This is a genomic window from Curtobacterium sp. PvP017 (assembly GCF_054060195.1).
Genome location: NZ_JBSSCY010000001.1, coordinates 554,037 through 575,118, shown reverse-complemented (window position 1 = coordinate 575,118; position 21,082 = coordinate 554,037). Strand labels below are relative to the sequence as shown.

Genomic DNA, 21,082 nt, shown 5'->3' with positions numbered 1-21,082 from the left:
CGACGTATGACGACCGTCCGAGATGGTTCCGCGTTCAAGCCGCTCCCGCTGCTCCACCACGGCGTCGGGTTCTGGATCGTCGCCGTCGCCTTCACCGCGGTGATGGCGTACTCGACCGTCCCCACGCCGCTCTACGGGCTGTACGAGGCTGCCGACGGCTTCCCGTCCGTCGTCGTGACCTTCGTGTTCGCGGCGTACGCCGTCGGCGTGGTCGCGGCCCTCTACTTCGCCGGGCACCTCAGCGACGTGCTCGGTCGTCGGCGGATGATCCTGATCGCCGTCGGGGTGGAGGCCGCTTCCGCGGTCGTGTTCGCACTGTGGCCGGAACTCCCCGGCCTCGTCGTCGCCCGGTTCGTCAACGGTGTCGGCGTCGGCCTCCTGACCGCGACGGCGACCGCGCACATCAGCGAGCTGCGGTCCCGCGCCCGACCGGACGAGGACCCGGCGAACGCCGTGACCGTGTCCGGCGTCGCGAACCTGGGCGGGCTGGGGCCCGGACCGCTCATCGGTGGACTCTTCGCGGAGTTCCTGCCCGCGCCGCTGCTGCTGCCGCACCTGGTGTTCCTGGTCGTCTTCGTGGCGTCGGCGATCGCGCTCGCCATGGTCCCGGAGACCGCCACCCGGCCGGCCGAGCACCGTCCGTACCGACCGCAGCGGATCTCCGTCCCGCCGTCGGCCCGTGCGACCTTCGTCGCCGCGGGCGCGGCGGCCTTCTCGGCCTTCGCGGTCTTCGGACTGTTCACGTCGCTCGCGCCCACGTTCCTGGTGGTCTCGCTCCACGAGACCGACCGGTTGGTCGCCGGCGCCGTGTCGTTCTCGGTCTTCGCCGCGGCGTGCGTCGCGCAGGTGCTGTTCCGCAGGACGCCGATCGACCGGCAGCTCCGGACGGTGCTGGTGCTCCTGCCGACGGGGCTCGTCCTGCTGGCCGTCGGTGCGGTCCTCAGGTCCTTGCCCCTCTTCGCGCTCGGGGGAGTCGTCGCCGGCGGCGGCGTCGGACTGCTCTTCCGGTGCGCACTCGCGCGAGCGGGGTCGACGAGCGAACCGTCGACCCGGGGCGAGGTCCTCGCCGCGGTGTTCCTCATCGCGTACGCCGGGCTGTGCGTCCCCGTGCTGCTCGTCGGTGCCGCGCTCGTCGTCGTCCCGCCGGTGACGGTCCTCGTCGTGTTCGCTGGGCTCGTCCTGGTTGCCGTCCTCGTCTCCGCGACGCGGATGCTGCACCAGGGACGCTGAGCGGGTGGACTACCGGAGGGCGTCCGACCGGGGCGCCTCGAGGCCCAGCAGTGCGTCCCGGAGACCGGCTCGTGTGGTCACGCCCAGCTTCGGGAACAGCCGGTAGAGGTGTCCGCTGACGGTGCGGGGCGACAGGAACAGCTGGTTGGCGATCTGCTTGTTCGTCAGCCCCGCTGCCGCCAGTGACGCCACGCGGCGTTCCTGCTCGCTGAGGCCGGTCGACTCGAGGGGCACGGACGGTGCACCGGTGCCGCCGGCGACCCGCAGCTCGCGCTCGGCCCTGGCCTGCCACTGCCCGGCGCCGAGCACCTCGAACGTGCTCGCCGCGAGCCGGAACTGCGTGCGGGCCTCGAGCGCGTGCATGCTGCGCCGGAGCCACTCGCCGTAGGCCAGGCGCACTCGAGCCACCTCGAACGGCGCGACCTCGGTGTCGACGTCGGCCAGGGCGTCCTCGAACAGCACCCGTGCGTCGGCGTCGGCGTCGAGGACCGCCCTCGCCGCCTTGAGGACCATGGACCTGCGCGGCGTCGCCCCGGAGCCGACGGTGCGTTCGGCCGCGGACACGAGCGAGCGCCCGTGGTCGGTCAGCCGGAGCCGGGCCGCCGACTCGACCGCGTCGAGCAACCCGATCGGTCCGTAGCTGTTCTCCAACCACCGACCGGCCGGTGCCGGCCGTGTCGTGGACCGCGCGTGGGCCTCCTCGAAGCGACCCATCGCGACGTCGAGGGACGATCGGGCGTGGTCGGCCGCGCGTGCCACGAGTGGAGCGCCGTGCTGCAGGGCCCACCGGGCGGCGCGGTCCGCCTTCGTCGTCGCCTGCTCCGGCTCGCCCTGCAGCGAGTGGATGAGCGCCTGCAGGGCGTCGGTCAGCGCGACGAACGTGTCGGCGCCCCACTCCTCGGCCGACCGACGGACGCCGTCGAGGGCTGCGCTCGCCGTGGTGAACCGGCCGGCCTGGTACGCGGCGACGGCTGCACGGCACGATCCGAAGTACCGGAGCAGACCGGCGTCCGCACTGCGCGAGAGCACGGCGTCGAGGACCTCGCGGCGCGGGTCCGTCGCGTCGAGGAGCGACCACGCGACGTGCAGCGCCACGGCCTTCCACGGCTGGGCATCCGCCATCGACACCCGAGCGGCGCGGTAGAGGGCCGCCCGGTCCTCGCCGGCCGGCTCGTCGTCGAGGCAGTCCTCGACGACCCGCAGGACCGGGTCGACGTCGCGGTCGGCGGTGACCGCGAGCGCCTCGTCCCACCAGGACCCGTCCCCGCGCAGGTAGCAGAGCACGTGCAGCGTCGCGACGAGCACGTCGTCCTCGTCGGGCCGGGTCGAGCGGTCCAGGGCGGCGAGCACCGCGCGCCGCCCGGCTCGAACGTCGCCCGTCCGCGCGGCTCGGACGAACTCGAGCGCCCCGACCAGGGCGGGGTGGGCCGGCTCGTCGTCCGACGCGACCCGCTCGGCCTCGGCGTCGACCAGTGCGAAGTCGCCGGTGAAGGCGGCGATCGTCGCGGCGCGGGCACCGAACTGCGCGCGGTCCGCGTCGGACGAGGTCAGGCGCGCTGCTTCGACGAGCGCCGTGGCCGCGTCGTCCGAACGGCGCAACCGGAGCGACTCGTCGACCAGTGCGAGGAGTCGCGGGACGAGGCCGTCGTCGTGCGCGGGCGACGCAGCGGCTTCGGCGAAGACCCGGAGCCGTTCCGGGACGGCAGCCGACGCCGCGACCAGCGACCGGACTCGTCGGAGCTCGGCGGCGGTGGCGGTCGACAGCAGGTGCAGCCGGACGAACGGGTCGCGGAACCCGAGGCCGGCCCGTCCCTCGACGACCAGTTCGCGCAGACGCTCGTCGAGCAGCAGCGCCCCCTGGTCGTCCCACGTCGGGTGGTCCTCGGGGAACTCGACGGACGCCACCGCGATCGCGAGCGCTGTCGATCGAGCGCGCTCGGAGAGGCCGTCCAACGCCCGGACGGCGTCGCCGGACGCACCGAGCCGCGGGTAGGACGTCGGGAACGGCGTGGTGCGCTCCGCTGCGGACCCGGCCGACCACGCCCGCCCCACCGCGTGCAGCAGGGCGGGGTTGCCGTCGGCCAGCCGCAGCAGCAACCCGGCGCGCGACGTGGGGAGGTCGACCCGGTCCCGGCGCAGCAGCTCCTCGGCGTCGGCGTCCCCGAGCGGGCGCAGGGGGACGTACTGCAGGTCCACCCAACCGGGGACGCACTGGCGGTCGTCGACGGCGACGACGCAGACGGTGTCGCTCTCGCGCACGAGTCCGGCGAGCACCGTCCGGAGCACGGACCTGGCGGTGTCGACGAGCGTGTGGAAGTCGTCGACGAGGACGAAGCTCCGCCGCGTCGCCGGCGACCGCGTCGACGCGGGCGCTCCGACGTCCTGGACGAGCCTCAGCCACGGCTCCAGGGAGTTCGACGCGATGACCGGATCTCCGTCGGACGACCGCAGCTCGACGACGGCGTGGCCGTCCGCGCGGGCTGCGGCGGCGATGCCGGCGAGCGCGTGGGACTTGCCGGAGCCGCGCGGTCCTTCGACGACCACGAAGCGGTCGTTCGTGCTCGACGACGTGTGGACCGCCCGTCGCAGGACGTCGTCGTCGTGCACGGTCCCGTGCACCGGTCGCGCGTTCGAGATGCTGATGCTCATCGTCGTTCCTCGCTCGTCGTTCGGCCGTCCCCACGGCCCGGAGTGGTCCGTGCCGGCCCGGAGTGGACCGTGCCGGCCCGGAGTGGACCGCACCGGCCCGGAGCGGACCGCGTCGGCACTCCCGGACGCTAACGGGACGGCGAGGCACGGCACATCACCCCACGACGCTGCCGGCATCCCCCGCCGGGGCCCTCGCAGAGCGGGTCATCCGACTCAGGCGGGACGACGCGTCGACCGGAGACCCTGGGCAGATGACCTTCCCCGACGCGCCGAGACCGGTGGAACCGACCAGGGCCAACCGGTGGGCCGCGGCGATCGCTGCGCCGGTCGCCGCACCACAGCCGGTGCACCGATGACGGGCGCGTCCGGCGGTCGTGTGCCGATCGACGCGCAGAGCGTCGATGCCCCGCTGTCCCGGTCGGCGGTCTTCCTGACCCTGGCGATCGGCCCCGACGACGACGACCTCGCCGCTGTGCGGGACGTCCTCGGTGACCTCGACGGCCTGCTCAAGACCGTGGGGTTCCGCGACCTCGGCGCGCACCTGTCGTGCGTCGTCGGGTTCGGTGCGACGGCCTGGGACCGCTTCTCGCCGTTCGCGCGACCGGCCGAGCTGCACCCGTTCCGGCCGGTGTCCGGTGCCGTCCACCACGCCCCGTCGACCGGCGGCGACCTGCTCTTCCACATCCGTGGTGAGCGCACGGACGTCTGCTTCGAGTTCGAGCGCCTGCTGCTCGCCGCGCTGGGGGAGCACGTGCGGGTCGTCGACGAGGTCGCCGGGTTCCGCTACTTCGACACGCGCGACCTGCTCGGCTTCGTGGACGGCACCGCCAACCCGGTGGCCCAGGACCTCGCTGCCTCCGCGCTGGTCGGGGACGACGACCCGCAGTGGGCCGGCGGCAGCTACGTCGTCGTCCAGAAGTACCTGCACGACCTCGACGCGTGGAACGCCCTCGGGACGGACGAGCAGGAGCGGATCATCGGTCGGTCGAAGTCGGACAACGTCGAGCGCGACAGCGCCACCGAGGCCCGGCCGTCGCACAAGACGCTCGCCACGATCGTCGACGACGAGGGGGTCGAGCACGACGTCCTGCGCGACAACATGCCCTTCGGCCGGCCCGGCAGCGGCGAGTACGGCACGTACTTCATCGGGTACAGCGGGCAGCTGTGGGTCCTCGAGCGGATGCTCGACCGGATGTTCATCGGCGATCCGCCGGGGACCCACGACCGGCTCCTCGACTTCTCCCGCGCGGTCACCGGCGCGACGTTCTTCGCACCGTCCCGCGACCGGCTGCTGGGCCTCGCCGACCTGGCGCGAGCCCCATCCGACCCGAGCGCACCACCCGAGCCGAGCCCACCGACCCCGCCCGATGCACCGGACCCCGGTCTCGGCATCGGTTCACTCCGACGCACGGAAGGACCCACCCCATGAACCACCTCCTCCGAGAACTCGCACCGTTCGGCGCCGACGCGTGGGCGATGCTCGACGGCGAGGCCCGCGACCGGTTGGTCCCGGCGCTCTCGGCCCGTCGCATCGTCGACTTCGACGGCCCCCACGGCTGGCAGCGCTCCGCGGTCGACCTCGGCCGGACCGAGACGGTGACCGGCGGGACGCCCGACGGACTCGACGCACGTCGCCGGAAGGTCCTGCCGCTCTGCGAGGTCCGCGCCCCGTTCACCGTGAAGCTCGAGGAGATGGTCGACTTCTCGCGCGGTGCGACCGACGTCGACCTCTCCGACCTGGACCAGGCCGTCCTGCGGCTGGCCGCGCACGAGAACCGGTCGACCCTGCGCGGGTGGCCGGAGGGCGGCATCACCGGCGCCGGCGCGGCCTCCACTCAGCACACGCAGTCGCACGACGGCACACCGGAGTCGTTCCGTGCCGCGGTGACCGCGGCCGTCGCCGCGCTGCGGGACGTCGGCGTCGGCGGGCCGTACGCCCTGGCGTGCAGCCCGGTCGACTGGGCGGACATCGTGGAGACCGACGACGCCGGCGCCTCGCTCCGGCGCCAGCTCGAGGGCATCACCGGTGCGGACGTCGAGCGCACGCCCGGCATCGACGAGTCCCTGCTCGTCAGCCTGCGCGGTGGGGACTTCGCGCTCACCGTCGGCCAGGACCTCGCGCTCGGCTACCTCCACCACGACGGTGTCGACGTCGCCCTCTACGTGGAGGAGTCCTTCACGTTCCGCGTGAACACGCCGGAGGCTGCCGTGCTGCTCCGCCGGGCGCTCTGAGTCGTCACCCCTGCAGCTGTCGCCAGCTGGTGATCTGGAAGTCGTGCACCTCGAAGCACGCGAAGCTCATCAACGCTCGCTCGTCCTCGCCGGGGAACCGGACCCGGAGCGTCTGGTCGAGCAGGACGACGGACCCGCTCGCGACGACCCGGTTCGGGATGATCTCGAAGAGCTCGAACGCCTCGAGGATGGCCTGGCACAGGCGGAGCACCTCCGCGCGTCCACGGACGCTTCCGCAGGTGCTCGGCTGGTAGACGACGTCCGCGTCCAGGAACGGCACGAGCTGCTCGACCTCGCGCGCCCGGAAGTTCTCCAGGAAGTCGCGGACGACGAGTTCGTTCTCGATCGCGGCGGTCATCTTCGCGACGGCCTCGTCAAGCGGTTCCGACATGGTGCTGCCTTCCGTGATCGGTGAGGATCTGATCTTCCGACGCCGACGTGCTGTCGCGAGTCGGTCAGATGACCGGTTCGGCGACCGGACGGGAGGCCCGTGGCGGGCCCGCCACGGGCCTCCCGTCCGATCCGGGCCGCCTGCAGGACGCGGTGCGGCGGAGCGGGGCCGACCACGCGCCGGGATGCGGCGTCACCGACGCGGTGGACGCAGCAGCACGACGGTCGCGACGGCCACGAGCACCAGCGGCAGGAACGGCGCCACTGGCGGCGCCACGTGCGCGAGCGCCGTGCCGGCGACGGCACCCGCCACCAACGCCACGACGACGGCGGCCTGCACGAGCCGGGACCCCTGCCGGTGCTCGGCGATCCCCTCCATCAAGCTGGTGAGCGTCCCCGTGACGAACGTCGTCGTGAGGCCGGAGGCGCCGGACAGGCGCTTGGCGAGGACGGTCTGGACGCCGAGGGCCGCGGCCGACAGCGCCACGAGGAGACAGCTCCACGCCAGGTCGACGGTCCCACCGAGCACGCCCGACACGGCTGCCCACACGCCGACCAGGGCGCTCTGGGCGGCGATCGCGGTGGCGGCCAGCACACCGATCGAGCGCCGTGGGTACCGGACCCCGGCGCGGGGTGGTGGCGACGCCCGGAAACCCCACCAGGTCGCCGCGGCGAAGACGACCACGGCGGTGGCCGCACCGGCCACGGTCGCGGGCCAGCCGGGGCGCGTGAACATCCCGGCCAGCACCAGGTTGCCCGTCATGTTGGCGGTGAAGATCCCACCGAGCTGCAGGAAGGCGAAGGCGTCGGCCGCCCCCGAGGCGACGGCGAGCAGGACCAGCGCGACGTGCACGCCGGGACCGGACGGGGGTGCGCGACGTTCGGTGGTCGACGTGCGTGGTGCGGAGGTCATCGCCCCGGACTCCGTTCAGTTCTGGTGCGCGAACGGCAGCGAGCGCCCCAGCCGCACCCCGTACTGCGCGATCGCCCGGGCGACCTCCAGCCGGTCGCTGTCGTACGTCGCGAGCGCGGCGTCCAGCGGCCACCGACGGAGCGCGTCGCTCAGCGCCAGTGCGTCGCCGGCGGCCTTCGCGGCGCCCATCGCGGTGTGGGGTCGCACGACCGCGGCGGCGTCGCCGGTCAGGACGACCCGGTGCGCCGTCATCCTGGGGGCGACGTAGTCGACGATGCCCTGCAGGAACGGCTCCGGTTCGGCGAGGACCGCGTCGGCGAAGGGCGGCGGGAGCTCCGCGACGGCGTCGGCCCGCAACTCGTCGCGCAGGGACTCCGGCAGGTCGCCGGGCGCGAGGGACAGGTCGTCCGCCCGGCGACCCGAGGCACGCATGACGCGTTCGAGCTGCGGCGGCGTGATCGGCCGGTACCAGACCCAGTTGTAGCGGCGGGAGCCGACGCGGGTCTCGCCGTCCGGCCCCGGCACCAGGTACCCGAGCATGTGCGACCTGGGCCCGTTGAAGAACCCGAACCGTTCCAGCAGCACGTCCCCGGCGCCGTCGAGCATCGCCGTCTCCGGCACGAGTCCGCGCCAGGTGCTGTACCCGACGTACCGTGCGGTGGACTGCACGGGCGCGACGAACCGTCGGACGACCGAGTTCGCGCCGTCCGCGCCGACGACCAGGTCGAACCGACGGACCACGCCGTCGGAGCAGACGAGCTCGGCGTGGTCGTCGTCGGCGTCCACCCGTTCGACGCGGTGGTCGAGCAGGTACTGGTGGTCGTCGAGCCGTTCGCGCAGCGTCACCCACAGGTGGTCCCACGACACCTGCGTCTGCGGGGTCGGGTCGCGCTGGACGACCCGGCCGGACCGGTCGAGGGTGATGCGTTCCCGTGCGACGACCCCGACCTCCGCGGCCCGGTCCAGACCGAGCCGTCGGAGCACGTCGTACAGATCCTGCTGGGCGACGAGCCCGGCGCCGCGGCGCGCGAGACCACGTGTCGACCGTTCGAAGACGGTGACGTCGTGGCCGTCCTGCTCGAGCAGGGTCGCGGCGAACAAGCCGCCGAGCGATCCGCCGACGATGGCGACCCGGCGGGGCGTGGGGGACCGGTGCGGTGTCGTCACGGCGCCGGCCTACTCGAGGTGACGCTGCTCGGCCTGCTCAGCCTGTCGTTTCTCCGCTTCGCGGGCCTCCTCGAGCTTCTCGATCGCTTCTTCGCGGGGCTTCTTGTCGGTCATGGTCGTTCCTCTCGGCGTGGTGCGGCACCGGGACGGCGCCGTCGAGGTCTGCGTCGACGGTACGGACGAGCCCGAGCCCACGGGTAGCGCCATCCGACTCGACCCGGCTCGGCTCCACGGCCGGCCGGGCGGCGCCGCTCGCTAGGCTCGATGGACGACACGGTGACGGGAGGCGGACGTGGTCAGCAGGGCAACGCTCGTCGGCGACTACCTCCGGGCTCGGCGCGACGCCACCCCGCCGGAGGCCGTCGGCCTCGCCCCGGACCCGAACCGCCGCGTGCCCGGGTTGCGTCGCGAGGAGGTCGCCGCCGCCGCCGGCATCAGCGCCGAGTACTACCTGCGACTCGAACAAGGGCGTGACCACCAGCCGTCCACACAGGTACTCCTCGCCCTCGCGCGGGCACTCGCACTGGACGACACCGGCCGGACGTACCTGCTCCGGCTGTCCGAACCGGCTCCACCACCGCCGGACCCGCGCACCAGGACCCCGGACGACCCGGAGCTCCGACGGCTCGTCGCCCGTCACGACGCACCGGCCTTCGTCGCGGACGAGGTGATCGGCGTCGTCGCGGCCAACCCGCTGGCGGCGGCGCTCAGCGAGAGCATGCGGCCGGGGGCGAACCGGCTCGTCCAGATGTTCACCGCGATGGACCGGTCGATCTACCCGGAGTGGTCCCGGCGGGCCCGCGAGATGGTGGCGGTCTTCCGGATGCGCGCCGACCCCGCCGACTCCCGCCTCGTCGACATCGTGGGACGGCTCTCGGTCCGCGACCCCGACTTCGCCGCGGCCTGGGCGTCGCACGAGACCCGGGTGTTCACGACCGGTCCGGCGTACGAGGTGATCCCGCCGTTCGGGCTGCTCGAGTTCGAGTGCGAGGACCTCGGCATCCCGGGGCGGCGGGGTCTGACCCTGACGACCCTCTACGCGGAGCCGGGGTCGCGTGCGGCCGCGGTCATCGCGTTCGTGCGCGAGCACCTGGCGCACGACGAGCACCCGTCGCTCAGCTCGTCACCGAACGCGGCGCGTCCCCGGCCGCCGCTCGGCGACCTCGAGCACCACGACGATCCCCGCGACGAGCACCGCGGTGGCGACGAGTGAGACGTCCGGCACCGTGATCGTCGCGAGGACCGCGACGGCCAGCACGACCACGGTCGCGTTCCACCCGGCGGACAGCGACGGACGGAGTGCGAGCGCCCAGATCGCGAGCACGAACAGCGCGACCGGGACGGCCACGGTCGCCGCGACCGTGGCGTGCGACAGCTCGGCCTCGCCGGCGTCCGCGCTGACCGCGACCTCGATCCCGGCCGGCAGCGCCCCGGCGGCGGCGAACACGAAGTAGTGGCCGTAGCCGAACACGAGGGCGCTCGGCAGGTTCCGGATGTGGTCGTGCTGTTCGCGTGAGAAGTAGATCCACCACAGTCCGGCGACGATGACGAGCCCGGCGGCCGCCAGCACGAGCAGCGACGCGAGGTGGTCGGCGTCGGCGATGCCGTCGATGACCGCGTTCGCCGAGGCGACGAGTCCTTCGCCGAGCACGATGAGGGTGAACAGCGCGTACCGCTCGGCGATGTGGTGCGTGTGCCACGGCGTCGTCTCGCCCGTGCCCTCGGCGATCGGCGGGACGAGCACCTCGAGCAGGACGAGGACGGGGAACGCCCACGCCGTCGATCCCTCCGGCAGCGCGAGCATGCCGACCCAGAGCACCTGCACGACGACGATGCCCACGGCGTACCGGAGTGCGGTGCGGCGGTACCGCGGGGACGACACGGCGACGCGGAGCCACTGCGCCACCATCGCCAGGCGCATCACCACGTAGCCGATCACCGGGACCGTGAAGTCGCCCTCGGTCATGGCGGCGTGCACCCCGGCGGCGAGCACGAGCACGCCGGCCATCTGCACGAACGTCGTGACGCGGTACAGCCAGTCGTCGGTGTCGAACGACGTCGCGAACCAGCTGAAGTTCAGCCACGCCCACCAGATGGCGAAGAACACCATCGCGTAGGCCACCACCGCGGAGCTGACGTGCCCCTCGGCCTCGATCTCGTGCAGGTTGGTGGCGGCGAACCCGACCGCGACGACGAACACCAGGTCGAACAGCAGTTCCAGGGGGCTCGCGGCGCGGTGGCCCTCGGCGGGGTCGCGGGGCGCCATCCGGCGCAGTCCGATCGTCGTCACCCGGTATGCCTACAGGACGAACGGCCCCGGGCGGAACCCGGGGCCGTTCAGCGACGATCAGGTGCAGTCGCTGCTCAGTAGAAGTTGTTCGCCTGCGAGTGCGCCCACGCCGAGCACGGGGTGCCGTACGCGGCGCTGATGTACTGCAGGCCCCACTTGATCTGGGTCGTGGCGTTGGTCCGCCAGTCCGAGCCGATGGTCGCCATCTTCGAACCGGGCAGTGCCTGCGGGATGCCGGTCGCCCCGCCGTTGGCGTTGACGGCCTGGTAGTCCCAGCCGGACTCCTTAGTCCACAGGTTGTCGAGGCACTGGAACTGGTCGGCGCCCCAGCCGTACTCGGAGGACGCCAGCGAGGTGGCCGTCGCCTTGGCGCCGGCGACGGTGTTGCCGGCCGCGAGGGCGCGGGCGGCTTCGGCGGCGGCTGCTGCGCGCCGCTGCTCGGCGGCGGCCTTCGCGGCTGCTGCTGCCTTCGCGTCCACGTCCCGCTTGTCCTGCGTCGCGCTGGCCTGAGCGACGTGTGCGGTCGACTCGACGGTCGACGAGATGCGCGTCGTGAGCGCGGCGCCGGACAGCTCCGGGTAGTCGCGCAGCGCATGGACGTGCTGCTCGAGCGACGCCGTGTCGGTCTTGTCGTTCGCCGTGGCCAGCACGGTCTTCGCGGTCGAGATGGTCGCCGCCGCCTGGGCACGGTCGAGGGCGGTGCCGTGCAGGGCCGGCTGGGCCGTCGCGGACGCGCTCGCGGTGCCGGTCGGCATGCCGAGGGCTTCGCCGATGGCGGGCTGCGTGCCGATCGTGAGGGCGCCGCCGGCGACGGCGAGCACCGCGGCGCCGCCGACGACGAGGGTCGCACGGTGGCGGAGCGCCCGGTGGTGCAGGGCTCGGCGCATGCGCCGGCTGGGGGAGTCCAGGGCCTCACGTCGGGTCGAGGCGGTGGTGGTGGGGAGGTCGGGGGTACGTCCTGGCATCGGTTCCGGTGGTCGGGCGGTTCGTGGTGCGGGACTCCGGGCGCCCGGACGCGCCGGTGGCGGTCTGGGGGCGTGACGTTCGTCGGGACGAGCGTCGGTGGGGGAGTCCGGCGAACCGGGGAGGACCGGACGGTGGTGTGGGGCCCGTCCGTCCGCCGCGACCGGCCCTGGGGAGGCCGTCGTCGGGCGAAGCCGACACGATGACTCGCCCAACTGGGTGACGCGTCCAGGATCGCTGGCAGAACCGTCCGTCCACCTGTTGGTAACGGTTCGGTAACGGCCCGCTCGGGCCTAGAACGTGTGAGGTTCCTGAACCCGGTCGCCCTGGGCGACGCGTTCGAGGGCGTCGAGGGCCCCGGCGATCGCCGCGACGTCGGACTCGCCGAGCTCCGCGATGAGCTCGGCGACGATGCCGGTGCGGTCGGACCGCGCACGTTCGACCGCCTCGATGCCCTCGGCGGTGGCCGAGACCATGAAGGCGCGGCCGTCTCGGGGATCGGCTTCGCGCTCGATGAACCCCCGCTGCTCGAGCTCGGTCAGGATGCGGGTCATCGTGGGCTTCGTGACCACCTCGATCCGCGACAGGTCGCCCGGACGCAGGGGTCCTTCGCGCTGGATGGTGGCGAGTGCGGACACGATCCCGTACCCCAGCGAGGCCGAGTCCGTCCGTGCTCGCCGGTTGATCCGTCCGACCGCCGCGGCCAGACGCGCGGCGACCTCGGTACGGTCCGTCGATCGAGGACTCATGTGCTGCTCCGGGTGGGCGATCGGGTGGTCGCCAGCGATGCTATCGGCTCGCCGGACGCCCAGTCTGGGAGCGTCGTGCGGGTCGGTCACGGGCCTGGACGGGGTGTCCGGGAGGCCCGGGGAACGTGATCCGCCCGCCTCGCGCTGGCGAGACGGGCGGGTTCCTGTACGTCGGTACAGCCGGACTCAGCGCTTCTCGCCCGGCAGCTGGTGGATCGCCTCGGTCGCGAGCTCGGCGGCGACGTTGTCGCCGGACTCGGTCGCGCCGCGCAGCCGGCGGAAGTCCTCGGTCATGCGGTCCCAGTCGACGAGGTCGTCGAGGTTCGGCAGGCGCAGGCGGAAGGCCAGGCCGTCCATGGTGTCGCGGCACACACGCTGCAGGTTCTCGTTCCCGCACTCGGCGACGTAGAGCGCGAACACGTCGAGCGCGTCGTGGTTGACGGCCGGCACGTCGTGCGACTCGAGCTCGGCGATCGTCTTGTCGAGCTGCGCCAGGATCTTCTTGCGCGCACCGGCGCCGAGACGCGGCACCGCGAGGCGGACGACACCGCCGAACAGCACCCCGAGGGTCTGCATCGCCTCGATGACCTCGGCGGGGTCCGGCGTCGTGACGCGCGTGTACCGGTTCGGCGCCATCTCGATCAGGCCGGCGCGGGAGAGCTGGCTCAGCGCCTCGCGGATCGGGGTGCGGGAGACACCGAGCCAGGCGATCAGCTCGTCGTCGTTGAGCCGCTCGCCGGGGACGAGGGTGCCGTCCATGATCGCGTCGTGGATCTTGTGGCGGACGGTGTCGCGGAGCAGCTGGTGCTCGGTCGGGGCGCTGCGGGGGACCGGCATGCGTTCTCCTTCGATCGGGGCGCGGTCGGTGCACGCGCACCGATCACCGTACCTGATATGAGACCGGCGTTCCGCTCGGTTCAGCGCGTGTCCCCGGGTGGTCGGTCGCCGGCGTCCAGCAGGCCGACGGTGACCGGGTCCTCCTCGCCGTCGAACCAGCGGTCGAGCACCGCTGCGAAGGGCTCGGCACCGGTGGCCGCCCGGCCGAACAGCGTCATCGAGGACCGGAGCTTCAGGGCGTCCGTCCCGCCCAGGAGCGCCTCTGCCGAGGGCGCCGGCGCGTCCGTGACGACGGTGGCGGCGGTCCGCAGCCGTTCGCCGAGCACCGGGTGCGCCAGGTACGCACGCGCCTCGGCGAGCCCACGCACGCCGAAGTGCTCCGCGGTGGCGCTCCGCCCGAGGCCGGCGAGCTGCGGGAAGACGAACCACATCCAGTGGGAGGTCTTCCGCCCGCGCCGCAGTTCGGCGAGGGCGTCGTCGAGCACGCCGTCCTGCGCCCGCAGGAAGCGGTCGAGGTCGTACCCGGTGGGGTCGCCGGTCGTGTGGTCGCTCACCGGACGACCCCGCCCCAGGCGTACCGCACCGTGGTGCCGTCGACGACGAGCAGGGAGTCCGGTGCCCGGTCGAACAGCCCCGGCATGCCGACGGCGTCCGGCAGGTCGCCCTCGAGTCGGTCGAGGCGCGCCGACCGGACCGTCAGCGGTGGGTGCTGCCGCTGCCAGAACAGCGTCTGCGCCAGGTACCGGGCGTGGATCCCGGCCCGGGTGGTGAGCTCGGCGGCGAGCGGCGTGTCGACGAGGTCGCCGGCGGTGACCCGGATCGAGGCCGCGTGCCGGGGCCTGGTCGTGCCCGATGGCCGTTCCTGCCGCAGCGACCGTGCCCAGCGCACCGGGTGCAGGGCACGTGCCGGGTGCCGGACCGACCGGTGCGCAAGGACCTCGCCACGGCGGCGGGACCGGGCGTGCGCGAAGGTGTACGGCACCCCGAGCAGCGCGTGTGCGGCCACGATCGCGGGCACGTTCGCGGTGTCCACGGTGCGGTAGGCGACACCGCGACGGCCCTGGTCGTCCACGGTCAGGACCTCGACGGTGACCTCGGTCATGCGGCCGAGGCGTCCGGCGGAGGGGAACGGCGGCACCCGGGTCTCGCGGAAGACGTACGCCGTCAGTCCGACCCAGGCGCTGCCGTCGACCACGTCGGGCCGCGTTCCCCGTGGGACGAGTCGGGTCAGGGCGTCGGGGTCGTGCCGCCAGTGCGCGAAGACGATGTCGTCCCACGCGTGCTGGGTCACCGGGCGGTGCAGCAGCGGCACGGCCGCACGCGTCCAGGACGGCTGGCTCACCGCTTCGGCGCGTGCCGGCCGACGCGCACGGCCCACAGGACGAGCGGGGCCTGCAGTGGGAGTCGCAGCACCGAGACGAGCCGCATCGCCCGGGTCGACCGCGGGCTGTCGAGCAGGTCGTTCGCCATCTTCACGTTGGCCGGGAACACGGCCGCGAACAGGGCTGCCGCGGCCCACCCCGAGGCCCGTCGTGTCGCCGGGAACGCGAGTCCCGCGGCGATCCCGAGCTCGGCCACGCCCGACACGACCGTCGTCAGCCGGGGCGGCAGGGCGTCCGGCACGATCCGGTCGTAGTGCCGCGGCCGTGCGAAGTGGGTGACGCCGGCTCCGCCGAGGAGCACGGCGAGGAGGCCGGCGGTCCGGGTGGCACGTCTGATCCGCTCACGTCGTCGCATCGCCCCATCGTGCTCGCCGGTCCTCGGAATCAGGTCAGTGCGGTCGCGACGAGGTCGAGGACCGCCGCCGCCACCTCGGCCTTCGTGCCCGAGGTCTCGCGGACGACCTCGCCGCCCGGCACCAGGACCTCGATGGCGTTCTCCTCGCGCTCGAACCCGGCCGACCAGCCGACGTGGTTCACGACGAGCAGGTCGGCGGGCTTGCGGGCGATCTTCGCCCGTCCGAGCTCGATGCGGGCGGCGCGGTCGGGCTCGGTCTCGGCGGCGAACCCGACGATGACCTGCCCGGTGCGCCGCGCGGCCACCAGGTCGGCGAGCACGTCGGGGTTGCGCACGAGTTCGAGCGTCATCCGCTCGCCCTGTGCGTCCTTCTTCAGCTTCTCGGCGAGCACCTCGGCCGGCCGGTAGTCGGCGACGGCTGCGGTCATCACGACGACGTCTGCCTCGGCCGCCGCTGCGTGCACGGCCTCGGCGAGTTCGAGCGCGGACCCCACCGGCACGACGGTCGCGTCGATCCCTGCGGTCAGGCCGGCCTCGACGTTCGCGGCGACGACGGTGACGACGGCGCCGCGGGCTGCGGCGTCGGCGGCGATCGCCAGGCCCTGGCGACCGCTGGACCGGTTGCCGACGAAGCGCACCGGGTCGAACGGTTCGCGGGTGCCGCCCGCGCTGACGACCACCCGAACGCCGGACAGGTCGCCCTGTTCACCACGTGCCCGGGCGCCGGACGTCGGCACCCGGTCGGTGCCGGTGCGTCGGCCCGCCGCGTCCGGTCCGTCCAGCACGGCGAGCGCTGCCGTGACGATGTCCTCGGGTTCCGCCATCCGGCCGATGCCCGCGTCGTCGCCCGTCAGTGCGCCCACCACCGGTCCGACCAGGTGCACGCCGCGCTCACGCAGGACGGCGACGTTGGCCCGGGTCGCGGGGTGCTCCCACATCTGCGGGTGCATCGCCGGTGCGACGACGACGGGCGCGTCGGTGGCGAGCAGCGTCGTGCCGAGCAGGTCGCTCGCCAGGCCGTTCGCCATCCGCGCCAGGGAGTCCGCGGTCGCCGGGGCCACCACGACCAGGTCCGCGCGACGACCGAGGGCGACGTGGCGGACCTCGGAGACGTCGTCCCAGACACTCGTGGTGACGGGGTTGCGGCTGAGCGCCTCGAGCGTCGGCAGGCCCACGAAGCGCAGCGCCCCCTCGGTCGGGACCACGTGCACCTCGTGTCCGCGCTTGACGAGGTCGCGGACCACGCCGACGGCCTTGTAGGCGGCGATGCCCCCGGTGATCCCCACGATGACGGTCAGGGTGCGCTCTGCTGCTGCGTTCACGTCGCTCACGCTACCGGGGGCACGTGCGAGGATCGACGGCATGTGCACCGTCGTCGTCCGCGTCGACCCCGGGTCCGTGTGGCCCGTCACCGTGCTCGCCCTGCGGGACGAGTCGCCCGAGCGGCCCTGGGACCCGCCGGCGGCGTGGTGGCCGGACCGCGACCCCGGGGTCCGCGGTGTCCGCGACCGTGCTGCCGGCGGTGCGTGGCTGGCGGCCTCGGACCGCGCCGGACTCGCGGTCGTGCTGAACCGCGGCGAGCCGGTGCCGACCGCCGACGGGACGTGGACGACCCGTGGCGTGGTGCCGGTCGACGCCGTCGCCGACGGCCTGTTGCCCGGAGACGACGGCACCCTGCCGACCACCCGCGCGTTCAACCTGGTGCGGGCGACCGCCGACGGCGCAGCGGTCTTGACCTGGGACGGCACGCGGGTCCGCACGACCGAGCTCGGCCCGGGTGTGCACATGGTGACGCACGGTGAACCGGACGACCCGTCGTCGCCGCGCATCGGCCGCTGGCTGGAGGCCTTCCGCGCGGTCGACGCCCCGGTCGGTCCGCCGGTGCTCGGGCCGTTCGACGAACTCCGCTCGGTGGACGCCGGCGACGACGCCGGGGACGGCTGGGGCGGGTGGTTCGGCGTCCTGGCCGAGTCCGCTGCGCTGCCGAGCGACCACCCCGACGCGATCCTCCGCGACGCCCACGAGGCCGAGGGGCACATGACCACGCTGTCGATCGTCGCCGCGGCGATCGGCGCGGAGCGCACGGTCCTCCAGCACGCCCGCCTGACCGAACCCGGTCGGCTGGACGGGTCCGTGGAGCTGCATCGCGCCTGACACGAGCGGCGCGCCGGACGTGCCACGGGCCTCCCGGCCACGCCCCGCGCCCGCGCACCGTGCGAGCCACGCCCCGCGCTCAGAGGGGCGGACGCGTCCCGGTGAGGTCCTCGGCGACGGCCCAGAGCGAGCGGGCGAGGTCCGCGCTCCGCGCCGAGCCGGGGATCGAGACGGCGGTCGTCGGTCCGGTCAGGCCGAAGGGGCCGGCTGGGCCGTAGTACGCGCCGCCGACCGCGTTCGGGCCGACCGCGGCGTAGAGCAGCGGCTCCGTGCCCTGCTCGACCGCCTGCGTGAAGGGGAGCGCACGGTTGCTCGACCGCACCGGCTTCGCACGGCCGAGTGAGCGGCCCGCCGACTGCAGGTTGGTGCGCGTGTAGCCGGGGTGCGCCGCGGTGCTGACCAGGGTGCGGTCCGCCTCGACGGTCAGCCGGTGCAGGTGCAGCGCGAGGAGCAGGTCGGCGAGCTTCGACTGGCCGTAGGCGCGCCAGCCGTTGTAGCCGCGTTCCCACTGCAGGTCGCCGAACCGGATCCGACCGGGGATCGCCGCGAGGCTCGACATCGTCGTGACCCGCGGCGCCTCGGCGCGGAGCAGCGACGGCAGCAGCAGGTTCGTCAGCGCGAACGGGCCGAGGAAGTTCGTGCCGAACTGGAGCTCGAAGCCGTCGACCGTCTCGAACCGCTGCGGTGGCGCCATGACGCCGGCGTTGTTGACCAGGACGTCGATCGGTCGGTCCTCGTCGACGATGCCCGCGGCGAAGCGGCGCACGCTCGCCAGGTCCGCCAGGTCGAGTTCGCGCACCTCGACGTCGGCCTGCGGGTGGGCGGCGCGGATCTCGGCCGCGGCGGCGTCGCCCTTCTCCGTGCTGCGGACCGCGACCACGACACTGGCGCCGGCGGCGGCGAGACGGGTCGCGGCTTCCTTCCCGGTGCCGCTGTTGGAGCCGGTGACGACGATCCTGCGTCCGGTCTGGTCAGGGAGCTTCGGCATGCGGGCGACCGTACACGCGGGCGCTGGCCGTGCCAGCCTGGCCGCGCTGGCCGTGCCGGCTGGCCGGATTGCCCCGGTCGTGGTAGGTTGATGCAAACGCATGGAAATGCGATCAGGAGGAACCATGAGCAACGCATTCGGCACCGACCGCCCCTCGGACGTGCCGCCGCCCGCACCCGAGCGGATCGGCCCCGTGCAGCTCGGCATCGACACCTTCGGCGACGTCACCGAACTCGCCGACGGCACGCTGCAGTCCGACGCGCAGAGCATCCGCGACGTCGTCGACCAGGCCGTCCTCGCCGACCAGGTCGGCATCGACTTCATCGGCGTCGGCGAGCACCACCGCGCCGACTTCGTGGTGAGCGCGCCCGAGGTCGTCCTCGCCGCGATCGCCGCACGCACCGAGCGCATCCGCATCGGCTCGGCCGTGACCGTGCTGTCCTCCGACGACCCGGTCCGCGTGTACGAGCGGTTCGCCACCGTCGACGCGATCTCGAACGGTCGTGCCGAGGTCATCCTCGGCCGTGGCTCGTTCACCGAGTCGTTCCCGCTGTTCGGCTACGAGCTGAGCGACTACGAGGTCCTGTTCGAGGAGAAGCTGCAGCTCTGGGCGGCCCTGCGCGGCGGCGACGCCGTCACGTGGTCCGGCACGAAGCGCGCCGGCCTGGTCGACCAGGACGTCTTCCCGAAGCTCGAGCACGGTGCGATCCCCACCTGGATCGGCGTCGGCGGCTCGCCGCAGTCGGTCATCCGCGCGGCGTCGTACGGCCTGCCGCTGTTCCTCGCCATCATCGGCGGGCAGCCGGCGCAGTTCGCCCCGTTCTCACGGCTGTACCGGCAGGCGCTCACGCAGCTCGACCTGCCGCAGCAGCCCATCGCGATGCACTCGCCGGGCTTCATCGCCGCGACCGACGAGGAAGCCGCCGAGCGCTACTGGCCGTACCACAAGGCCGTCACCGACCAGCTCGGTCGGGAGCGCGGCTGGCCGCCCCTCGACGTCGCGGGCTACCGTGCCGGCCTGTCCGCCGGCGGCTCGCTCTACGTCGGGTCGCCCGAGACGGTGGCGCGGAAGGTCGCCCGGAACATGCGGATCCTCGGTGCCTCGCGGTTCGACATGCGGTACGCGACCGGTCGCCTGCCGCACGAGGACATGCTGCGGTCGATCGAGCTCTACGGCACCCAGGTCGCGCCCCGCGTGCGCGAGCTGCTCGCCGAGCCCGTCCCCGTCCCGTAAGCGGTCGGCGCGGACGGCCGGGTCCCCCCCGCGAAAGCGACAGATCACCGCGGAACGTTCGCGGCGATCTGTCGCTTTCGGGAATCGGTCGGACGGGAGGCCCGGGTCGACTCCGTCGGTCCGGCTCACGGGGGCGCCGGGTACGGTCCACGGCATGCCGTCACGTCCCAGCACCCCTCCCGTCGAGCGCCGGTTCCGCGGTCGGATCATGGGCGTCGGGACCACCTCCGGCGTCCGGATCGTCGTCGGGATGTGGGACCGCTCGCCCTTCGGCGCGTTCACCGACGTGTTCCTGGAACTCCCCGACGGCACCAGCGTGCTGCTCGCGCCGGACGAGATCGTCGCCGCGTACGTCTCCGGCACCTACCGCTTCGACACCGTGTCCGTGGTCGACGTCCGGGCGCGACGGACGGCCCGCGGGCTGGAGCTCGACGCCGGCGCCCTGCAGGTCTCGGTCGACGTCGGCACGATCTCGCCGCTCGGACGCCTGCTCCGCATCGTGCCGAAGCCCGTCGCCCGCGATCCCCGCTGGCTCGCCGCCATCGACCCGATCGCCCGGCTCGTCGCACCCGGTTCCGGCACCGCCGGTTCGGCAGGGAACGGCCGGCGCGAGTACTACGGCGTGACCGGTGCGCACGACGTCACCGGTGTGCGCGGGACCTGGGCGGGGGAGCCCCTCGGAACGCTCGCGCCGCTCGACCCACCCGTCGCGTTCGGCTTCGCCTCGATGCCGCGGGTCCCGCAGGTCGTCGACGTCGAGACCACCATCCGCGAGCCCGCCTGAGCCTCGCCGACCCGTGCATGCGCATGATCCGCGCCGGACGGGGCGCGGGCCCTGCGAGCCGGCCACCCGCCCGTCCGGACGTGTCCGCGGGAGCCGGCGCGGGCCTCCCGGTCGGGGTGGTGCCGTCGCGTGCCGGACGCGCTCAGTGTGGAGGGGCACACTGGCGGGAACGGTACGGCCCCGCCGGACCCGCGGTCGAACGTCGGGACGGGTGGGGCGCACGACGCAAAGGAGCATCATGACCGACACGCAGACGGACCAGCGCGCCGCCATCTCGGACATCGTCCACGGCGCCCACACGGCACTGCTCACCACGGTGAGCGAGGACGGGAGCCTGCACGCCCGGCCCCTCGCCGTGCAGGACAAGACGTTCCACGGGACCCTGCGGTTCCTGGTGCAGGACGGCAGCGAGAAGGTCGAGGACATCGCTCGGAACCCGCACGTCAACGTCGCCATCGAGTCGCAGGGCGGGTACCTGTCCATCGCCGGGACCGCGACCGTGACGCAGGACGACTCGGTCGTCGACGAGCTCTGGTCCCCGTTCGCCGAGGCCTGGTTCCCCGAGGGGCGTCAGGACCCGTCGATCCGACTCCTCACCGTCGAAGGGGTCTCGGTCGAGTACTGGACCCAGGACACCGGCCCCGTCGGCAGCCTGGTGCAGATGTTCAAGGCCGCGCTCGGCAAGCAGAGCCAGCCGGACACCGGCGACCACGGGACCGTCGAGCTGTAGCGGCGCACGTCGGGCCAGGTCGGGGTCCGCGTCCG

Annotated in this window: 21 protein-coding genes; 8 read left to right on the top strand and 13 right to left on the bottom strand. The window is 73.6% G+C overall.

What is annotated here, in order from left to right; all coding sequences use genetic code 11:
- Nucleotides 1–6 precede the first annotated feature (6 nt).
- A complete protein-coding gene (locus tag ACVKXF_RS02770; RefSeq protein ID WP_456794745.1) occupies nucleotides 7–1,230 on the top strand; it encodes an MFS transporter in 1,224 nt (407 codons plus the stop codon).
- Nucleotides 1,231–1,239: 9 nt separating this feature from the next.
- Here the strand turns inward: ACVKXF_RS02770 and ACVKXF_RS02765 are convergent, their stop codons facing one another.
- On the bottom strand, nucleotides 1,240–3,879 hold the full coding sequence (locus ACVKXF_RS02765; RefSeq protein WP_456794744.1) for a LuxR C-terminal-related transcriptional regulator: 2,640 nt from the start codon (nucleotides 3,877–3,879) through the stop codon (nucleotides 1,240–1,242).
- 352 nt (nucleotides 3,880–4,231) lie between these two features.
- Between ACVKXF_RS02765 and ACVKXF_RS02760 the strand changes: the two genes are divergently transcribed.
- Both ACVKXF_RS02760 and ACVKXF_RS02755 read left to right on the top strand, forming a co-directional pair.
- The gene (locus tag ACVKXF_RS02760) at nucleotides 4,232–5,308 is read left to right on the top strand and encodes a Dyp-type peroxidase (protein ID WP_456794743.1); all 1,077 of its coding nucleotides are present in this window, start codon (nucleotides 4,232–4,234) and stop codon (nucleotides 5,306–5,308) included.
- Nucleotides 5,305–6,111 carry a family 1 encapsulin nanocompartment shell protein gene (locus tag ACVKXF_RS02755; RefSeq protein WP_340197519.1) on the top strand — a complete coding sequence of 269 codons (807 nt, stop codon included), beginning with the start codon at nucleotides 5,305–5,307 and terminating at the stop codon, nucleotides 6,109–6,111. Before ACVKXF_RS02760 ends, ACVKXF_RS02755 begins: the two co-directional genes overlap by 4 nt.
- 4 nt (nucleotides 6,112–6,115) lie before the next feature.
- Here ACVKXF_RS02755 and ACVKXF_RS02750 read toward each other — a convergent pair whose 3' ends face one another.
- From ACVKXF_RS02750 to ACVKXF_RS02740, 3 genes are all read right to left on the bottom strand, one after another.
- Nucleotides 6,116–6,502 (bottom strand): nuclear transport factor 2 family protein, encoded by a 387-nt coding sequence (locus ACVKXF_RS02750; protein WP_340197518.1) that lies wholly within the window; start codon nucleotides 6,500–6,502, stop codon nucleotides 6,116–6,118.
- A 192-nt stretch (nucleotides 6,503–6,694) separates the two neighbouring features.
- Nucleotides 6,695–7,414: a DUF1275 family protein gene (locus tag ACVKXF_RS02745; protein ID WP_456794742.1), complete on the bottom strand. Its 720-nt coding sequence runs from the start codon at nucleotides 7,412–7,414 to the stop codon at nucleotides 6,695–6,697.
- Nucleotides 7,415–7,429: 15 nt separating this feature from the next.
- Complete coding sequence (locus tag ACVKXF_RS02740; protein WP_456794741.1) at nucleotides 7,430–8,581, bottom strand: FAD binding domain-containing protein; 1,152 nt, start codon at nucleotides 8,579–8,581, stop codon at nucleotides 7,430–7,432.
- Between the two features lie 292 nt (nucleotides 8,582–8,873).
- Between ACVKXF_RS02740 and ACVKXF_RS02735 the strand changes: the two genes are divergently transcribed.
- Nucleotides 8,874–9,794 carry an MmyB family transcriptional regulator gene (locus tag ACVKXF_RS02735; protein ID WP_456794740.1) on the top strand — a complete coding sequence of 307 codons (921 nt, stop codon included), beginning with the start codon at nucleotides 8,874–8,876 and terminating at the stop codon, nucleotides 9,792–9,794.
- Here the strand turns inward: ACVKXF_RS02735 and ACVKXF_RS02730 are convergent.
- From ACVKXF_RS02730 to ACVKXF_RS02695, 8 genes are all read right to left on the bottom strand, one after another.
- Entirely contained in the window at nucleotides 9,705–10,871 is a 1,167-nt protein-coding gene (locus ACVKXF_RS02730) for a low temperature requirement protein A (RefSeq protein ID WP_456794739.1), read from the bottom strand. The genes ACVKXF_RS02735 and ACVKXF_RS02730 overlap by 90 nt on opposite strands.
- Before the next feature lie 74 nt (nucleotides 10,872–10,945).
- Nucleotides 10,946–11,836, bottom strand: coding sequence for an aggregation-promoting factor C-terminal-like domain-containing protein (locus tag ACVKXF_RS02725; protein ID WP_396288981.1), 891 nt, complete (start codon nucleotides 11,834–11,836; stop codon nucleotides 10,946–10,948).
- Between the two features lie 291 nt (nucleotides 11,837–12,127).
- On the bottom strand, nucleotides 12,128–12,583 hold the full coding sequence (locus ACVKXF_RS02720) for a MarR family winged helix-turn-helix transcriptional regulator (protein WP_123314088.1): 456 nt from the start codon (nucleotides 12,581–12,583) through the stop codon (nucleotides 12,128–12,130).
- Nucleotides 12,584–12,769: 186 nt separating this feature from the next.
- A complete protein-coding gene (locus tag ACVKXF_RS02715; RefSeq protein WP_456794738.1) occupies nucleotides 12,770–13,420 on the bottom strand; it encodes a GntR family transcriptional regulator in 651 nt (216 codons plus the stop codon).
- Nucleotides 13,421–13,500: 80 nt separating this feature from the next.
- A complete protein-coding gene (locus ACVKXF_RS02710) occupies nucleotides 13,501–13,974 on the bottom strand; it encodes a DUF1810 domain-containing protein (protein WP_456794737.1) in 474 nt (157 codons plus the stop codon).
- Nucleotides 13,971–14,762 carry a YqjF family protein gene (locus ACVKXF_RS02705; protein WP_456794736.1) on the bottom strand — a complete coding sequence of 264 codons (792 nt, stop codon included), beginning with the start codon at nucleotides 14,760–14,762 and terminating at the stop codon, nucleotides 13,971–13,973. Before ACVKXF_RS02705 ends, ACVKXF_RS02710 begins: the two co-directional genes overlap by 4 nt.
- Complete coding sequence (locus ACVKXF_RS02700; RefSeq protein WP_123313923.1) at nucleotides 14,759–15,157, bottom strand: DoxX family protein; 399 nt, start codon at nucleotides 15,155–15,157, stop codon at nucleotides 14,759–14,761. Before ACVKXF_RS02700 ends, ACVKXF_RS02705 begins: the two co-directional genes overlap by 4 nt.
- Nucleotides 15,158–15,186: 29 nt before the next feature.
- Complete coding sequence (locus ACVKXF_RS02695) at nucleotides 15,187–16,455, bottom strand: bifunctional phosphopantothenoylcysteine decarboxylase/phosphopantothenate synthase (protein ID WP_123314087.1); 1,269 nt, start codon at nucleotides 16,453–16,455, stop codon at nucleotides 15,187–15,189.
- Nucleotides 16,456–16,519: 64 nt separating this feature from the next.
- Between ACVKXF_RS02695 and ACVKXF_RS02690 the strand changes: the two genes are divergently transcribed.
- Nucleotides 16,520–17,311, top strand: a complete 792-nt coding sequence (locus ACVKXF_RS02690; RefSeq protein WP_456794735.1) for an NRDE family protein — start codon at nucleotides 16,520–16,522, stop codon at nucleotides 17,309–17,311.
- Nucleotides 17,312–17,390: 79 nt separating this feature from the next.
- On the opposite strand, the gene ACVKXF_RS02685 is transcribed toward ACVKXF_RS02690, so the two are convergent.
- Nucleotides 17,391–18,299: an SDR family oxidoreductase gene (locus tag ACVKXF_RS02685; RefSeq protein ID WP_123313921.1), complete on the bottom strand. Its 909-nt coding sequence runs from the start codon at nucleotides 18,297–18,299 to the stop codon at nucleotides 17,391–17,393.
- A 124-nt stretch (nucleotides 18,300–18,423) separates the two neighbouring features.
- On the opposite strand from ACVKXF_RS02685, the gene ACVKXF_RS02680 reads away from it, so the two are divergent.
- The 3 genes from ACVKXF_RS02680 to ACVKXF_RS02670 all read left to right on the top strand — a co-directional run bounded on the left by ACVKXF_RS02680 (nucleotide 18,424) and on the right by ACVKXF_RS02670 (nucleotide 21,047).
- On the top strand, nucleotides 18,424–19,533 hold the full coding sequence (locus tag ACVKXF_RS02680; protein ID WP_123313920.1) for an LLM class flavin-dependent oxidoreductase: 1,110 nt from the start codon (nucleotides 18,424–18,426) through the stop codon (nucleotides 19,531–19,533).
- Between the two features lie 154 nt (nucleotides 19,534–19,687).
- Nucleotides 19,688–20,317: a hypothetical protein gene (locus ACVKXF_RS02675; protein ID WP_340196487.1), complete on the top strand. Its 630-nt coding sequence runs from the start codon at nucleotides 19,688–19,690 to the stop codon at nucleotides 20,315–20,317.
- A 238-nt stretch (nucleotides 20,318–20,555) separates the two neighbouring features.
- A complete protein-coding gene (locus tag ACVKXF_RS02670; RefSeq protein WP_123313918.1) occupies nucleotides 20,556–21,047 on the top strand; it encodes a pyridoxamine 5'-phosphate oxidase family protein in 492 nt (163 codons plus the stop codon).
- Nucleotides 21,048–21,082 lie beyond the last annotated feature (35 nt).

Bases quoted from the DNA above. Each gene is read 5' to 3' on its own strand.
- ACVKXF_RS02750 (WP_340197518.1), bottom strand. From the start codon at position 6,502: ATGTCGGAACCGCTTGACGAGGCCGTCGCGAAGATGACCGCCGCGATC.
- ACVKXF_RS02670 (WP_123313918.1), top strand. From the start codon at position 20,556: ATGACCGACACGCAGACGGACCAGCGCGCCGCCATCTCGGACATCGTC.
- ACVKXF_RS02745 (WP_456794742.1), bottom strand. From the start codon at position 7,414: ATGACCTCCGCACCACGCACGTCGACCACCGAACGTCGCGCACCCCCG.
- ACVKXF_RS02690 (WP_456794735.1), top strand. From the start codon at position 16,520: ATGTGCACCGTCGTCGTCCGCGTCGACCCCGGGTCCGTGTGGCCCGTC.
- ACVKXF_RS02770 (WP_456794745.1), top strand. From the start codon at position 7: ATGACGACCGTCCGAGATGGTTCCGCGTTCAAGCCGCTCCCGCTGCTC.
- ACVKXF_RS02725 (WP_396288981.1), bottom strand. From the start codon at position 11,836: ATGCCAGGACGTACCCCCGACCTCCCCACCACCACCGCCTCGACCCGA.
- ACVKXF_RS02700 (WP_123313923.1), bottom strand. From the start codon at position 15,157: ATGCGACGACGTGAGCGGATCAGACGTGCCACCCGGACCGCCGGCCTC.
- ACVKXF_RS02720 (WP_123314088.1), bottom strand. From the start codon at position 12,583: ATGAGTCCTCGATCGACGGACCGTACCGAGGTCGCCGCGCGTCTGGCC.
- ACVKXF_RS02755 (WP_340197519.1), top strand. From the start codon at position 5,305: ATGAACCACCTCCTCCGAGAACTCGCACCGTTCGGCGCCGACGCGTGG.
- ACVKXF_RS02680 (WP_123313920.1), top strand. From the start codon at position 18,424: ATGAGCAACGCATTCGGCACCGACCGCCCCTCGGACGTGCCGCCGCCC.
- ACVKXF_RS02685 (WP_123313921.1), bottom strand. From the start codon at position 18,299: ATGCCGAAGCTCCCTGACCAGACCGGACGCAGGATCGTCGTCACCGGC.
- ACVKXF_RS02760 (WP_456794743.1), top strand. From the start codon at position 4,232: ATGACGGGCGCGTCCGGCGGTCGTGTGCCGATCGACGCGCAGAGCGTC.
- ACVKXF_RS02675 (WP_340196487.1), top strand. From the start codon at position 19,688: ATGCCGTCACGTCCCAGCACCCCTCCCGTCGAGCGCCGGTTCCGCGGT.
- ACVKXF_RS02715 (WP_456794738.1), bottom strand. From the start codon at position 13,420: ATGCCGGTCCCCCGCAGCGCCCCGACCGAGCACCAGCTGCTCCGCGAC.
- ACVKXF_RS02765 (WP_456794744.1), bottom strand. From the start codon at position 3,879: ATGAGCATCAGCATCTCGAACGCGCGACCGGTGCACGGGACCGTGCAC.